This window comes from Acidovorax cavernicola (assembly GCF_003581445.1).
This window is the reverse complement of record NZ_QXMN01000040.1, coordinates 17,262-31,751: the sequence shown is the minus strand read 5'-3', so window position 1 is coordinate 31,751 and position 14,490 is coordinate 17,262. Positions and strand designations below refer to the sequence as shown.

Genomic DNA, 14,490 nt, shown 5'->3' with positions numbered 1-14,490 from the left:
CCGATACTCTTTCTCTCTTATGAGCACTCCCAAATTCGAAGGCCAGGTCGCCCTGGTCACCGGCGCAACGCGCGGCATCGGTGCCGCCATTGCGCTAGAACTCGCACAGCGCGGCCTCAAGGTCGTGGGCACCGGTACGACCGACGACGGCGCTGCCAAGATCACCCAGGCATTGAGCGCTTTCGACGGCCGCGGCCGCGCGCTCGACGTGAACGATGGCGCCGCTGTCGAAGCCCTGATCGACGAGATCGTCAAGGCCTACGGCGCAATCCACGTGCTGGTCAACAACGCAGGCATCACGCGCGACACGCTCGCCATGCGCATGAAGGACGACGACTGGGATGCGGTGCTCGACACCAACCTGAAGGCCGTCTTCCGTCTCTCGCGCGCGGTGATCCGTCCGATGATGAAGCAGCGCTATGGTCGCATCATCAGCATCACGAGCGTGGTGGGGGCGTCCGGCAATGCCGGTCAGGCCAACTATGCAGCTGCCAAGGCGGGCGTGTCGGGCATGACCCGTGCGCTGGCCCGTGAACTCGGTAGCCGCAACATCACGGTCAACTGCGTCGCGCCGGGCTTCATCGAGACCGACATGACGGCCAGCCTGCCGGAAGCTCAGCAACAGGCGCTGCTCTCGCAGATCCCGCTGGGCCACCTGGGCAAGCCGGCCGACATCGCGCATGCGGTGGCGTACCTTGCGTCGCCACAGGCTTCGTATGTGACGGGGCAGGAGCTGCACGTCAACGGCGGCATGCACATGTAGCCGAAAGGCGCAATCTTTTTCCGTACCGGGCGCGGGGCAAATGCAACAATCCGCCCCGGCTAAAATCCACCAGTTACCTACAACCCTTAGAGGGAATCAAATGAGCGATATCGAAGCACGTGTCAAGAAAATCATCGCCGAGCAACTCGGCGTGGAAGAGTCCCAAGTGACGAACGAAAAGGCTTTCGTGGCCGACCTCGGCGCTGACTCGCTCGACACGGTCGAACTCGTGATGGCACTCGAAGACGAGTTCGGCATCGAGATCCCGGACGAAGACGCCGAGAAGATCACCACGGTGCAAAACGCCGTCGACTACGCTACCAAGAATCAAAAGGCCTGATCGGCCAGCTGACACTGCAACGACGGCCGGCGGCTCTTTTTTCAACCGCCCGCGCCGTTCGGCAGCTGTCCAGCGCTTCCAGAAAGGTTTGCCGGCATGACCAAACGCCGCGTCGTCGTGACCGGACTCGGTTGCATCGCTCCTGTCGGAAACACCGCAACCGAATCCTGGGCCAACCTGCTGGCCGGGAAGTCGGGCATTGCGAACATCACCGCGTTCGATGCAAGCGCCTTCGCCTGCAAGTTCGCCGGTGAGGTCAAGGGTTTCGACATCACCCAATACATCTCGGAGAAGGAAGCGCGTCACATGGACCGCTTCATTCATCTGGGACTCGCCGCCGCCATCCAGGCGGTGCAGGACAGCGGACTGCCGACCGGCGAAGCGCTGTCCTATGAAGAGGCCGTGCGCATCGGCTGCAACATCGGCTCGGGCATCGGCGGTCTGCCGATGATCGAAGAGACGCACGGCGAATACGCGAATCGCGGCCCGCGCCGCATTTCGCCGTTCTTCGTGCCGGCGTCGATCATCAACATGATCTCGGGTCACGTGTCGATCAAGTACGGCTTCAAGGGCCCGAACATCGCCGTCGTGACCGCCTGTACCACCGGCCTGCATGCCATCGGCACGTCGGCACGCATGATCGAGTACGGCGACGCCGACGTCATGATTGCGGGCGGTGCCGAATCGACCATTTCTCCGCTCGGCATCGGCGGCTTCACCGCGCCTCGCGCGCTGAGCACCCGCAACGACGATCCCGCCACGGCTTCACGCCCCTGGGACAAGGACCGCGACGGCTTCGTGCTGGGCGAGGGCGCCGGCGTGCTGGTGCTCGAGGAGTACGAACACGCCAAGGCGCGCGGCGCCAAGATCTACGCCGAAGTCTCGGGCTTCGGCATGACCGGCGACGCGTACCACATGACCGCCCCCGACGTCGACGGTCCGCGCCGTTCGATGGCGATGGCGTTGGCCAATGCGGGTGTCAATGCCGATCAGGTCCAGTACCTGAATGCACACGGCACCTCGACGCTGATCGGCGACCTCAACGAGACCAATGCGGTCAAGCTGGCGTTCGGCGACCACGCGAAGAAGCTCGTCGTCAATTCGACCAAGTCCATGACCGGCCACCTGCTGGGCGGCGCGGGCGGCATCGAATCGGTGTTCACGGTGCTGGCGCTGCATCACCAGAAGAGCCCCCCGACGATCAACATCTTCAACCAGGATCCGGAGTGCGATCTCGACTACTGCGCCAACGAGGCGCGCGATCTGAAGATCGATGTCGCGGTCAAGAACAACTTCGGCTTCGGCGGCACCAACGGCACGCTGGTGTTCAAGCGCGCTTGAGCGTCGCTCTTCCATGCACAGCGCACCGTCGGTGACCTATCCGGTGGAGCGCACCCGCGGCGCCACCCGGATTCTTCTGGCCCTTTGGACCCTGGGCGTCTGCTGCGCGGGTGCTGCTTGCTATCTGTTCGATAGCAATGGCTGGCGCCAGTTGCTGTTGCTTCTCAGCGTTGTCTTTTCCGGTGTCGCGGCGGGCTTCAGCCTGCGGCGGGACGGTGCGGCAATGCTGCATTTCGATGGATTGCACTGGTCGCTGACCGGTGCCGACCCCTCGCGTGGCGTGCTGGCTGCACGCGCCGTCGTGGCGCTCGATTTTCAGTCGCTGCTGCTGATCCGCTTGGCCGAGCCCGGCCGCGCGGCACGCTGGGTCTGGCTCGAGCAACGGGCCATGCCCGAACGCTGGCGCGACGTGCGCCGTGCGGTCTATGCGCGGCCGCCGGTGGCCGAGGTGACCGGCGACCCCTGGCGCGCGACCGCTCCGGCCGATGCGCCCTGACCCGTTTCGATGACCACTTCCTTGCCGCCCGTGCCTCCGGAAGCTGCGCTGCCCGATGGGACGGCCAGTGCGCCGCGCCCGGGTGAGGTCGATTTCCAGCTGGTCCAGCGCACTGTCGCGGGCGATCAGAAGGCGTTCGAGCTGCTGGTCATCAAGTACCAGCGCCGCATCGAACGCTTGATTGGACGCATGGTGCGCGATGTCGATCTGATCGAGGATATCGCCCAGGAAACCTTCATTCGCGCCTACCGTGCGCTGCACCAGTTTCGCGGCGAGGCGCAGTTCTACACCTGGCTGTACCGGATCGCGGTGAACACGGCCAAGAAGGCGCTGGTGGACATGAAGCGCGATCCGACCGTCTCCGAAAGCGCACTGCGTTCGTCCTCGGACGACGAAGATGAAACTTACCGTCCTGGAAACGAACCAACCAGCGATGAAACCCCCGAATCGGTCATGGCGGCGAACGAAATCGCCAATGCCGTCGAGGCCGCCATGGAAGCGCTCCCGAACGAGTTGCGCCAGGCGGTCACGCTGCGCGAGATCGAGGGGATGAGTTACGAAGAGATTGCCGAGGTCATGGATTGCCCGATCGGCACGGTGCGTTCGCGTATTTTCCGGGCGCGTGAGGCCATTTCGGCCAGGGTCAAGCCGCTGCTGGACAACCAGTCCGGCAAGCGTTGGTAGATCAGCAGGTGAATGACATGAATCAGACGATGACGGTTCGGGAACAGGTGTCCGCATTGGCGGACGGCCATTTGCAGGGCGAGGCGTTCGCGCGTGCGATCGAATCCGTCTGCGCCGAGGACGACTCGCGGGCGGCCTGGCACGCGTACCACGTGGTGGGCGATGTGCTGCGCTCGTCGGCGCATTCGCGCTGCAGCGATAGCTCGGCCTTCCTGGCGCGCTTCCAGCAACGGCTCGCCGAGGGGCCGGTCGTGATCGCCCCGCCTGTGGCCGTGGCGCCGCTCGCCGCTGTGCCGGCCGCGATGCCTGTGCAGCAACGCGCCGAGGCGGCCAACGAGCCTGTGTTTCGGTGGAAACTGGTGGCCGGTGCCGCGTCGTTGATGGCCGTGGCGGCCATCAGCTGGACGCTGGTCGGTAACGGTGCGGCGGTGTCGAATGGCGGAGCGCAACTGGCTGCGGTGCAGCAGCCCGTGGCGAATTCGGTCCTGGCGGCCGCTGCCGGTGGCAGCGAGCTGCCGGGCAACGGCGCCCTGACGCCGACTCGCGTGTTGGTCGGCAATGGCAATCCGCAGGTCATGCTGCGCGATCCGCGCCTGGACCAGTTGCTCGAGGCCCACCAGCAGGCCGGTGGTGCGTCGCAAATGCCGTCGGGTTTCCTGCGCAACGCCACCTTCGAGGGTCCCACGCGCTGATTGCGCGCCCGTCGCCGCTTGCAATGACCGTTCAAATGCCGATTTCCGCACGCACCTTCGTGCTTGTGTTCGCCGTTCTTTGCCTGGGGCAGATGGCCGCCGCGCAGACCCGCTACGGTCCGGCGAACACGAAGAGCGTGCCTTCGGCGCAGAACGACGAACCGCCGGCCATGGGCGTGACCGAGTGGCTGCAGCGCATGCACGCGGGCGCGCGGCAGCGCAGCTACGTGGGCACCTTCGTGGTGTCGGCCCCGGGCGGTGACCTGTCGAGTGCGCGCATCTGGCATGTGCGCGACGGCGATCATCAGCTGGAGCGCATCGAAGCGCTCTCCGGCCCGCCGCGTTCGACTTTCCGCCGCAACCGCAGCGTGATGACCTTCCTGCCCGAGGCAAAGGTCGTGAAGGTCGAGAAGCGCGAGAACCTCGATCTCTTTCCCAATCTGCCCGACAAGCCGGATTCGTCGGTGGGCGACTACTACGACGTGCGTGCCATCGGCAAGGACCGCGTCGCAGGCTTCGATGCCGACGTGGTACAGCTGGTGCCGCGTGACGGCCTGCGCTTCGGCTACCGCATCTGGAGCGAGCGGCGCTCCGGCCTCGTGGTGAAGCTCCAGACCGTCGACAGCGACACCCGCGTGGTCGAGCAGTCGGCGTTTTCCGAGCTGCAGCTCGATGCGCCCGTGAAGGCGCAAGCGTTGGCACAGATGATGGCCAATACGAGCGGCTATCGCATCGAGAAGCTCGAGCTCGAGCGCAGCACGGCACAAGATGAAGGCTGGATGCTGCGAACACCCGTGGCCGGATTCAAGCCCCGAAGCTTCTTCCGGCGCCCCGCGCTGCCCAGCGGCGACGGCAAGTCGCCGAAGCCCGAAGCGACCACCGTCCAGTGGACCTTCTCCGACGGCCTCGCGACGGTCTCGCTCTTCATCGAACGCTACGACCCCGCACGCACGCCGAGCGATGGCGTGCTGACCATCGGCGCCACCAACGCGATCCGCCGGCGCTTGCCCGCACCTGCCAGCGATTGGTGGCTGACCGCGGTCGGTGAGGTGCCGCAGCAGACGCTCAATGCTTTTGCCCAGAGCCTTGCGCGCACGCGCTGACGGGCGATGGGCTGACGCCATCCAGGCGTTCGTGCTGAACCAAGCCGGCGTCGCGTACTCATAGCCTCTGTCGTTATTTGCAGCCCTGTTCTTTTGGAAAGACAACCGATGATGTTCAAAGTCGAGGGACACAAGCTTCGTTCCGGTCTGCTGGCTTTCGCGCTGGCACTGACGGCCGGTGCCACTTTCCTGCCGGTCGAGTCGGTGCATGCGCAGACACGCACGCTGCCTGACTTCACCGACCTGGTCGATCAGGTCGGCCCTTCGGTGGTCAACATCCGAACCGTCGAGAAGGTCGCGCAACGTGGCGGCGGCAACGGCGAGATGGACGAGGAGATGCAGGAGTTCTTCCGCCGCTTCTTCGGCCAGCCGCTGCCGGGTACGCCGCGCCAGGGGCCGCGCCAGAACCGTCCGCAGCAAGAAGAAGAGCGTCCGCGCGGCGTGGGATCGGGCTTCATCCTGACCGGCGATGGCTACGTCATGACCAATGCGCACGTGGTGGAAGACGCTTCTGAAGTGCTCGTCACGTTGCCCGACAAGCGCGAGTTCAAGGCCAGGATCATCGGCGCCGACAAGCGCACCGACGTGGCTGTGGTCAAGATCGAAGCCACGGGCCTGCCTGCAGTCAAGGTGGGTGACATCTCGAAGCTGCGCGTCGGCGAGTGGGTCATGGCCATCGGCTCGCCCTTCGGCCTCGAGAACACCGTCACGGCCGGCATCGTGAGCGCCAAGCAGCGCGACACGGGCGAATACCTGCCGTTCATCCAGACCGACGTGGCCATCAACCCCGGCAACTCGGGCGGACCGCTGATCAACATGCGCGGCGAAGTGGTGGGCATCAACAGCCAGATCTACTCGCGCTCGGGCGGCTTCATGGGCATCTCGTTCTCGATCCCGATCGACGAAGCCATCCGCGTCAGCGAGCAACTGCGCACCTCGGGGCGCGTGTCGCGCGGCCGCATCGGGGTGCAGATCGACCAGGTGACCAAGGACGTGGCCGAAGCCATCGGCCTGGGCAAGGCGCAGGGCGCGCTGGTGCGCGGCGTCGAAGCCGGCTCGCCGGGCGAGAAGGCCGGGGTGGAGCCGGGCGATGTCATCACCAAGTTCGATGGCAAGCCGATCGAGAAACCGAGCGACCTGCCGCGCCTGGTGGGCAACACGAAGCCGGGCACGAAGAGCACGCTCACCGTGTTCCGCCGCGGCAGCGCGCGCGACCTCAGCGTGACCATCGCCGAGATCGAGCCCGACAAGCCGACCAAGCGCGCGAGCGATCGTGACGAGCCGGCGGCGAAGCCGTCTGCCTCCGCGGCGCTGAAGTCGCTGGGCCTCGGCGTCAGCGACCTCACCGACGCGCAGAAGAAGGAGCTCAAGCTGAAGGGCGGCGTGAAGGTCGACGCTGCCAACGATGCTGCTGCGCGGGCCGGCCTGCGCGAGGGCGACATCATCATGGCCGTGGGCAATCTCGAGGTGGCGAATGCCCGCGAATTCGAGGCGGCGATCGCCAAGGCGGACAAGGGCAAGCCGCTGAGCGTGCTGTATCGCCGGGGCGACTGGGCGCAGTACGCCCTGATCCGACCCGCACGTTGATCCAGCGCTGGCGTCAAGTGGCCCCACCCGGCAGTCGGGTTTGGGGCCATTTTTTCGAGGTGTTTACGACGCTCGGATGCCGGGCTTCAAAAAAATCGAGAGCCTAAAAAACATTGAAATTAGTTTGCGATCACTAACTTATGAAAAGGCTAAGGACGGATTTCGGTAGAATAGACAGCTCTCGGCGGCCGGTCAGCGCATAAAGAGGGCGATGGCCTTCACGATGCGAGATGTCAGACAGCCGTCCACTGGTGCTCCACAGATCACCCACAAGTTGTTCAGTTACTGCTCCACCGATCCTGTTGATAAGTTGTGAGTATCTTTGATGTTGTGGACCTGCAACGAGCCCTTTGGACCCTGTTCCCGGATGTACGCGCTTCCCTTTTTGCCTACAATGAAGTCCCAACTACTGCAGTTGCCATTGCTTGTTGGTTCAGGGCGCGTCTCCAGAAGACGCGCCCTTTTTTCTTGGCCTCGCCCCTCGGCGCCCGAGCCAATTCAAGTACTTAAGCGTTCCCGTTGATGAATCACATCAGAAATTTTTCGATCATTGCGCACATCGACCATGGCAAGTCGACTCTGGCAGACCGTTTGATCCAACGTTGCGGCGGCCTCGCGGAACGCGAGATGGAAGCGCAGGTGCTCGACTCGATGGACATCGAAAAAGAGCGTGGGATAACCATCAAGGCGCAGACCGCCGCGCTGCACTACAAGGCGCGCGACGGACAGGTCTACAACCTCAATCTGATCGACACACCGGGCCACGTCGACTTCTCGTATGAAGTGAGTCGCTCGCTGTCCGCATGCGAAGGCGCATTGCTCGTCGTCGATGCGTCGCAAGGCGTTGAAGCGCAGACGGTGGCCAACTGCTACACCGCACTCGACCTCGGCGTTGAAGTGGTGCCGGTGCTCAACAAGATCGATCTGCCCAATGCAGACCTCGACAACGCGCGCACCGAAATCGAAGACGTGATCGGCATCGACGCGACCGACGCGATCCCGTGCTCGGCGAAGACCGGCGTGGGCATCGACGAGATTCTTGAAGCCATCGTCGCTCGCATGCCCGCACCGCGCGGCAATCCCGACGGTCCGCTGCGCGCCATGATCATCGACAGCTGGTTCGACCCGTACGTTGGCGTCGTCATGCTGGTGCGTGTGGTCGACGGCCGGCTCGTGAAGGGTGAGCGCATCAAGATGATGGCGTCGGGCGCCATGTACAACGCCGACAACATCGGCGTCTTCACGCCCGCCAACGAGGCGCGCGCCTCGCTCGAAGCCGGCGAGGTGGGCTACATCATCGCGGGCATCAAGGAGCTGCAGGCGGCGAAGGTGGGTGACACGGTCACGCTGATCCGGCCCGGCACCGGCGGTGCTGCCGCGACGGCCACCGAGGCGCTGCCCGGCTTCAAGGAAATCCAGCCGCAGGTGTTCGCGGGTCTGTACCCGACCGAAGCCAGCGAGTACGACTCGCTGCGCGATGCGCTCGAGAAGCTCAAGCTCAACGATTCGTCGCTGCGCTACGAACCCGAAGTGAGCCAGGCGCTCGGCTTCGGCTTCCGCTGCGGCTTCCTCGGCCTGCTGCACATGGAGATCGTGCAGGAGCGCCTGGAGCGCGAGTTCGACCAGGACCTGATCACGACCGCGCCGAGCGTGGTCTACCAGGTGGTGCGCAACGACGGCGAAGTGATCATGGTCGAGAACCCGTCCAAGATGCCCGACGTCGGCAAGATGGCCGAGATCCGCGAACCCATCGTGACCGTGCACCTGTACATGCCGCAGGAATACGTCGGCTCCGTCATGACGCTGGCCAACCAGAAGCGCGGTGTGCAGATGAACATGGCCTACCACGGCCGCCAGGTCATGCTGACCTACGAGATGCCGCTGGGCGAGATCGTGCTCGACTTCTTCGACAAGCTGAAGTCGGTGAGCCGCGGCTATGCATCGATGGACTACGAGTTCAAGGAGTACCGTGCGTCCGACGTGGTGAAGGTCGACATCCTGCTCAACGGCGACAAGGTCGATGCACTGTCGATCATCGTGCACCGCAGCCAGTCGCAGTACCGCGGCCGGGCAGTGGTATCGAAGATGCGCGAGATCATTTCGCGCCAGATGTACGACGTGGCGATCCAGGCGGCCATCGGGGTCACGATCATTGCGCGTGAGACAATCAAGGCGCTTCGCAAGAACGTGCTGGCCAAGTGCTACGGCGGCGACATCTCCCGCAAGAAGAAGCTGCTCGAGAAGCAGAAGGCGGGCAAGAAAAGAATGAAGCAGATCGGCTCCGTCGAAGTCCCGCAAGAGGCCTTCCTCGCGATTCTGCAAGTCGAAGACTGATCACCACGAACATGGCATACCTCACCACCCTGGTTCTCGCGGCGTTCGCCGCCTACGTCGGCGCCTGGTATTTCGGCGCGCTCGAAGGCAACTTCGCGCTGCTGCTGTTCGTGGCCACGGTGGTCACCGGGGTCTACTGGCTGGCCGAGCGTTTCTACTTCCTGCCGCAGCGCCAACGCGCCGCCGCCGCGCTCGACAGCTCCATCACCGAACGCAACACGCGGCTGGCGGGGCAGGGCATCACCCAGGTCGACACCACCGACGCCAAGGCCAGCGAGCGCCTGTTGATGCAGCCCTGGTGGCTCGACTGGACCGCGGGCCTGTTCCCCGTGATCCTGGTGGTGTTCCTGCTGCGCTCGTTCCTGTACGAACCTTTCAAGATTCCCTCGGGCTCGATGATGCCCACGCTGCTGACCGGCGACCTGATCCTGGTCAACAAGTTCACGTACGGCCTGCGCCTGCCGGTCATCAACACCAAGATCACCGACGGCACGCCGCTGGCGCGTGGCGACGTGGTGGTGTTCCGCTACCCGCCCAAGCCCAGCATGGACTACATCAAGCGCGTGGTCGGCATCCCGGGCGACGAGGTGGCCTACCTGAACAAGAAGCTCACGATCAACGGCCAGCCGGTGGGCAAGGCCCCGATCGCCGACTACCTCGACGGCGAGTCGATGCGCATCCTGAAGCAGTTCGACGAAGACCTCCTCGGCAAGCAGCACAAGATCCTCAACGACGAGAACGCCCCCGCCTTCGTGCCGGGCGCCAGCGACTTCCCGTTCCGCGAGAACTGCCGTTACTCGGTCGAGGGCGTGGTGTGCAAGGTGCCCGAAGGCAACTATTTCATGATGGGCGACAACCGCGATAATTCGGCCGATTCCCGTTTCTGGGGGTTCGTACCGGACAAGAACATCGTGGGCAGGGCATTCTTTGTCTGGATGAACTTCGGCGACCTGGGTCGCATCGGTCCGTTTCAATAATTAATCAGCAGTCAACGGCACTGTTCGAGGGGTAAGAGGGCATGAGAACAAACAGTCGGTCCGTCCGTGGCAGTGCCGCGCGCCAGCGTGGCATTTCTTTCATCGGCCTGGTGTTCGTCGCGGCGGTGCTGGGCTGCGTGGGCGTCGTGGTTGCGCAGGTCATTCCGACGTTGATCGAATGGCAGGCCATCGACAAGGCGGCCAACAAGGCCAAGGAAGGCGCGACGGTGCCTGAAATCCGCGCGATCTTCGACCGCGCCCAGGCCATCGACGACTTCAAGTCGGTCAGCGGCAGGGACCTCGAGATCAAGAAGGTGGGCGACAAGGTCGTCGTCTCGTATGCGTACGAGCGCGAGATTCCCCTGTTCGGGCCGGCCTACCTGACGCTCAAATACAAGGGCGAAAGCCGCTGACCGCGGTGTCGATCAAGAAGGTGGACGGCAGCCTCGTCGCGCTGCAGGCGCGCCTTCAGTACACGTTCTCGGACCCGCGGCTGCTCCAGCTCGCGCTCACGCACCGCAGTTTCTCGGCCGATCACAACGAGCGCCTCGAGTTTCTCGGCGACTCGGTGCTGAACCTGGCCGTCTCGCACCTGCTCTACATCCGTCTTTCGGCGCTGCCCGAGGGCGACCTGTCGCGCGTGCGTGCCAACCTAGTCAAACAGGACACGTTGCACCGGCTCGCGCTGGGGCTGGCGCTGTCGCCGCTGCTGCGCCTGGGCGAAGGCGAGGCCCGATCGGGAGGCCCGAACCGGCCATCGATCCTGGCCGACGCGCTCGAAGCGCTGATCGGCGCGGTCTACCTCGACGCCGGCTTTGCGGCCGCGCAGGCGTTGGTGCACCGGCTGTACGAGTCGGTCGAGATCAATCCGCGCATGGAAGCTGCCGCCAAGGATCCCAAGACCGAATTGCAGGAATGGCTGCAGGGCCACAAAATGAAGCTGCCGGTGTACCGCGTGGCAGCGACGCTGGGTGCGGCGCACAAGCAGACTTTCGATGTCGAGTGCGAGGTGCCCGAGCTGGGCCTTCGCGAGCGCGGCATCGGCGGCTCGCGCCGCGCCGGCGAGCAAGCTGCCGCGGCCGCCATGTTGATCCGGCTCAAGGCACGCGGCGCCGCGTGAAATCAGAATGAACGATGCCATCCATCCCGAAGCGGGACCCGAAGACACCGCAGGCGATGCGCCTGCCACCGGACCGCAGCACTGCGGCCTGATCGCCATCGTCGGCAAGCCCAATGTGGGCAAGTCGACGCTGCTCAATGCGCTGGTCGGCCAGAAGATCAGCATCACCTCGCGCAAGGCGCAGACCACGCGCCATCGCATCACCGGCATGCGCACGCTGGGGGCCACGCAGTTCGTGTTCGTCGACACGCCGGGTTTCCAGACCCTGCACGCCAACGCGCTGAACAAGTCGCTCAACAAGACCGTGCAGGGCGCGGTGGGCGACGTGGACCTGATCCTGTTCGTGGTCGAGGCCGGCAGCTTCACGCCGGCCGACGAGCGCGTGCTGAAGCTGCTCGGCAAGGGCATCCCGACCGTGCTGCTGGCCAACAAGCTGGACAACGTGAACCGTCGCGGCGACATCGCGCCCTGGCTGAAGACGATGCAGGAGAAGCACAGCTTCGCCGAGTTCGTGCCGATGTCGGCGAAGAACGCGAAGGACGTCGAGCGCCTGTTCGGCATCTGCGAGAAGTACCTGCCCGAGCAGCCCTGGTTCTACGACGAGGACGAGCTCACCGACCGCAGCGAGAAATTCCTCGCCGGCGAGCTGGTGCGCGAGAAACTCTTCCGCCTCACGGGCGACGAGCTGCCCTACACCTCGACCGTCATCATCGACAAGTTCGACGAAGAGCCGCCCCAGAAGAAGGGCCAGAAACGCCTGCTGCGCATCGCCGCCACCATCGTGGTCGAGCGCGATGGCCACAAGGCCATGGTGATCGGCGACAAGGGCGAGCGCATCAAGCGCATCGGCATGGAAACCCGCGTCGAGCTCGAGAAGCTGGCTGACGCCAAGGTGTTCCTCGAGTTGTGGGTGAAGGTGCGCTCCGGCTGGGCCGACGACGAAGCCCGCGTGCGCTCCTTCGGCTATGAATAGGCAAACCCCCAGGCTTGCTCGCTTCGCGTAGCCGCCAACCCCCTTGCAGGGGGCAACGCCAGCGGCCCGGCAAAGCCGGTTCCGCGGCGTTTGCTGGCCTCAAGCCCTGATGCTCGATTGCTCACTGACATGGCAACCCACCGCGTTTCGCACGAGCCGGCTTATGTGCTCCATCGCTACGACTGGAGCGAGTCGAGCCTGATCCTCGAGGTCTTCACCCGTCACCACGGGCGCATCGCGCTCGTGGCCAAGGGGGCGAAGCGGCCGAGCTCCAATTTCCGTCCGGTGCTGCTGCCGCTGCAGCCGCTGCAGGTCAATTACGGCGGCGACGCCGAGATCCGCACGCTGAAGGGCGCCGAGTGGATGGGCGGCCACGTCATGCCGACCGGCGAGGCGCTGCTTTCGGGCTACTACGTCAACGAACTGCTGCTGCGCCTGCTGGCGCGCGACGACGCACACGAGGCGCTGTTCGACGCCTATGCCGGCGTGGTGCAGGTGCTGGCCGGCGACCACGCCGGTGCCCAGGCGGCCACGCACGCCGCCGCGCTGCGCGCCTTCGAGCTGCTGCTGCTGCGTTCGGTCGGCCTGCTGCCTTCGCTCGATGTGCAGACGCTCACCCTGGAACCGCTGGCGGCCCGCACGCGTTACAGCCTCGTGCCGGAAGCCGGCCTGCGGCAGGCAGCCAAGGACGAGGCCGCGCTGGCGGGCGCCGACTGGCGGGCGCTGCAGGATGTGCTCGACGACCGCGCGCCCTTCACCGCCACGCTGCGCGAGGTCGCGACGATGAACGCGGGCAGCAACAGTGCCCTGCGAAACCAGCTGCGCGCCTTGCTCAACTACCATTGCGGCGTGTCCACGCTGCGCACGCGGCAGATGATGAGAGATCTCCAAGCACTATGAGCAATTTAGACCGCACCATCACCTCACTGTCTGTCAACCTCAACAAGGTGGCCCTGGTGCGCAACACGCGCCACCTCGGCATCCCCAGCGTGGTGGGCGCCGCCCAGGCCTGCCTCGCCGCGGGGGCGCAAGGCATCACCGTGCATCCGCGGCCGGACGCACGCCACATTCGCGCGCACGACGTGAGCGACCTGTCGCAGTTGCTGGCCCGCGACTGGCCGGCCATCGAGTTCAACATCGAAGGCAACCCCTTCCACAACCTGATGGACTTCGTGCGCGAGCTGAAACCGCACCAGGCCACCTTCGTGCCCGACAGCGAAACCCAGTCGACCAGCGACCACGGCTGGAGCTTCCCAGAAGACGCCGACCGCCTGCGCCCGCTGATCGCCGAAGCGAAGGCGCTGGGCGTGCGCGTGAGCCTGTTCATGGACCCCATTCCCGAGATGATGGCCGCCGTCAAGGCGGTGGGCGCCGACCGCGTCGAGCTCTACACCGAAGGCTACGCCGCCTCGCGCGGCACGCCGCAGGAAGACGCCGTGCTCGCGCGCTACGTGGCCGCGGCACAGGCCGCCCACGCCGCAGGCCTGGGCGTCAATGCCGGCCACGACCTGAGCCGCGACAACCTCACGCCGTTCCTGCGCGCGGTGCGCGGCGTGCATGAGGTGTCGATCGGCCATGCCTTCGTCGCCGATGCGCTCGAACTCGGGTACGCCGCGACCACGCGCGACTACCTGCGCTGCATCGCCGACGCCGCATGATCTACGGCATCGGGACCGACATCTGCGACGTGCGCCGCATCGCGGCCACCTTCGAACGCCAGGGCGAGCGCTTCGCGCGGCGGGTGCTCAGCGACGCCGAGTTCGCCATCTGGCAGGCCCGCGCCGCACGCTGGCCCAAGCGCGGCCTGAGCTACCTGGCCACGCGCTTTTCCGCCAAGGAAGCCTTCAGCAAGGCCATCGGCCTGGGCATGCGCATGCCGATGAGCTGGCGTCTGTGCGAAATCGCCAACCTGCGCAGCGGCAAGCCGGTGATCGTGTTGCATGGTGAACTGAAAGACTGGTTCGAGGCGCAGGGCCTGACGGCGCACGTGACTGTCACCGACGAAACCGAGTACGCCGCCAGCTTCGTGGTGGTGGAGAAGGCCTGAACGAAGCTCCGGCGCCACGCCGATTGATCGACC

At 65.1% G+C, this 14,490-nt stretch carries 16 protein-coding genes; all 16 read left to right on the top strand.

Annotated elements, in window-relative coordinates; translation table 11 throughout:
• Positions 1-19: 19 nt before the first annotated feature.
• On the top strand, positions 20-763 hold the full coding sequence (gene fabG / locus D3H34_RS24555; RefSeq protein ID WP_056572099.1) for a 3-oxoacyl-ACP reductase FabG: 744 nt from the start codon (positions 20-22) through the stop codon (positions 761-763).
• Positions 764-863: 100 nt separating this feature from the next.
• Positions 864-1,103, top strand: a complete 240-nt coding sequence (acpP, locus tag D3H34_RS24550) for an acyl carrier protein (protein ID WP_007830471.1) — start codon at positions 864-866, stop codon at positions 1,101-1,103.
• A gap of 96 nt (positions 1,104-1,199) precedes the next feature.
• Positions 1,200-2,444, top strand: coding sequence for a beta-ketoacyl-ACP synthase II (fabF, locus tag D3H34_RS24545; RefSeq protein WP_119556853.1), 1,245 nt, complete (start codon positions 1,200-1,202; stop codon positions 2,442-2,444).
• A 13-nt stretch (positions 2,445-2,457) separates the two neighbouring features.
• The gene (locus D3H34_RS24540; RefSeq protein WP_119556852.1) at positions 2,458-2,940 is read left to right on the top strand and encodes a hypothetical protein; all 483 of its coding nucleotides are present in this window, start codon (positions 2,458-2,460) and stop codon (positions 2,938-2,940) included.
• Between the two features lie 9 nt (positions 2,941-2,949).
• Positions 2,950-3,624, top strand: coding sequence for an RNA polymerase sigma factor RpoE (gene rpoE, locus D3H34_RS24535; protein WP_286186187.1), 675 nt, complete (start codon positions 2,950-2,952; stop codon positions 3,622-3,624).
• A 17-nt stretch (positions 3,625-3,641) separates the two neighbouring features.
• Complete coding sequence (locus tag D3H34_RS24530) at positions 3,642-4,316, top strand: sigma-E factor negative regulatory protein (RefSeq protein ID WP_119556851.1); 675 nt, start codon at positions 3,642-3,644, stop codon at positions 4,314-4,316.
• Between the two features lie 23 nt (positions 4,317-4,339).
• Positions 4,340-5,419 (top strand): MucB/RseB C-terminal domain-containing protein, encoded by a 1,080-nt coding sequence (locus D3H34_RS24525; protein WP_119556850.1) that lies wholly within the window; start codon positions 4,340-4,342, stop codon positions 5,417-5,419.
• Positions 5,420-5,527: 108 nt separating this feature from the next.
• The gene (locus D3H34_RS24520; RefSeq protein ID WP_119556849.1) at positions 5,528-7,006 is read left to right on the top strand and encodes a DegQ family serine endoprotease; all 1,479 of its coding nucleotides are present in this window, start codon (positions 5,528-5,530) and stop codon (positions 7,004-7,006) included.
• Positions 7,007-7,528: 522 nt separating this feature from the next.
• A complete protein-coding gene (gene lepA / locus D3H34_RS24515; RefSeq protein WP_119556848.1) occupies positions 7,529-9,340 on the top strand; it encodes a translation elongation factor 4 in 1,812 nt (603 codons plus the stop codon).
• 11 nt (positions 9,341-9,351) lie between these two features.
• Entirely contained in the window at positions 9,352-10,317 is a 966-nt protein-coding gene (gene lepB / locus D3H34_RS24510) for a signal peptidase I (RefSeq protein WP_119556847.1), read from the top strand.
• Positions 10,318-10,358: 41 nt separating this feature from the next.
• Complete coding sequence (locus D3H34_RS24505; protein ID WP_119556846.1) at positions 10,359-10,730, top strand: DUF4845 domain-containing protein; 372 nt, start codon at positions 10,359-10,361, stop codon at positions 10,728-10,730.
• A gap of 20 nt (positions 10,731-10,750) precedes the next feature.
• Positions 10,751-11,437, top strand: a complete 687-nt coding sequence (gene rnc / locus D3H34_RS24500; RefSeq protein WP_119556875.1) for a ribonuclease III — start codon at positions 10,751-10,753, stop codon at positions 11,435-11,437.
• A gap of 7 nt (positions 11,438-11,444) precedes the next feature.
• A complete protein-coding gene (gene era, locus D3H34_RS24495; protein ID WP_119556845.1) occupies positions 11,445-12,410 on the top strand; it encodes a GTPase Era in 966 nt (321 codons plus the stop codon).
• 129 nt (positions 12,411-12,539) lie between these two features.
• Positions 12,540-13,310, top strand: coding sequence for a DNA repair protein RecO (recO, locus tag D3H34_RS24490; protein WP_119556844.1), 771 nt, complete (start codon positions 12,540-12,542; stop codon positions 13,308-13,310).
• Positions 13,307-14,068 carry a pyridoxine 5'-phosphate synthase gene (locus D3H34_RS24485; RefSeq protein ID WP_119556843.1) on the top strand — a complete coding sequence of 254 codons (762 nt, stop codon included), beginning with the start codon at positions 13,307-13,309 and terminating at the stop codon, positions 14,066-14,068. Before recO ends, D3H34_RS24485 begins: the two co-directional genes overlap by 4 nt.
• Complete coding sequence (gene acpS / locus D3H34_RS24480) at positions 14,065-14,457, top strand: holo-ACP synthase (RefSeq protein ID WP_056572075.1); 393 nt, start codon at positions 14,065-14,067, stop codon at positions 14,455-14,457. Before D3H34_RS24485 ends, acpS begins: the two co-directional genes overlap by 4 nt.
• The last annotated feature ends 33 nt before the right edge of the window (positions 14,458-14,490 follow it).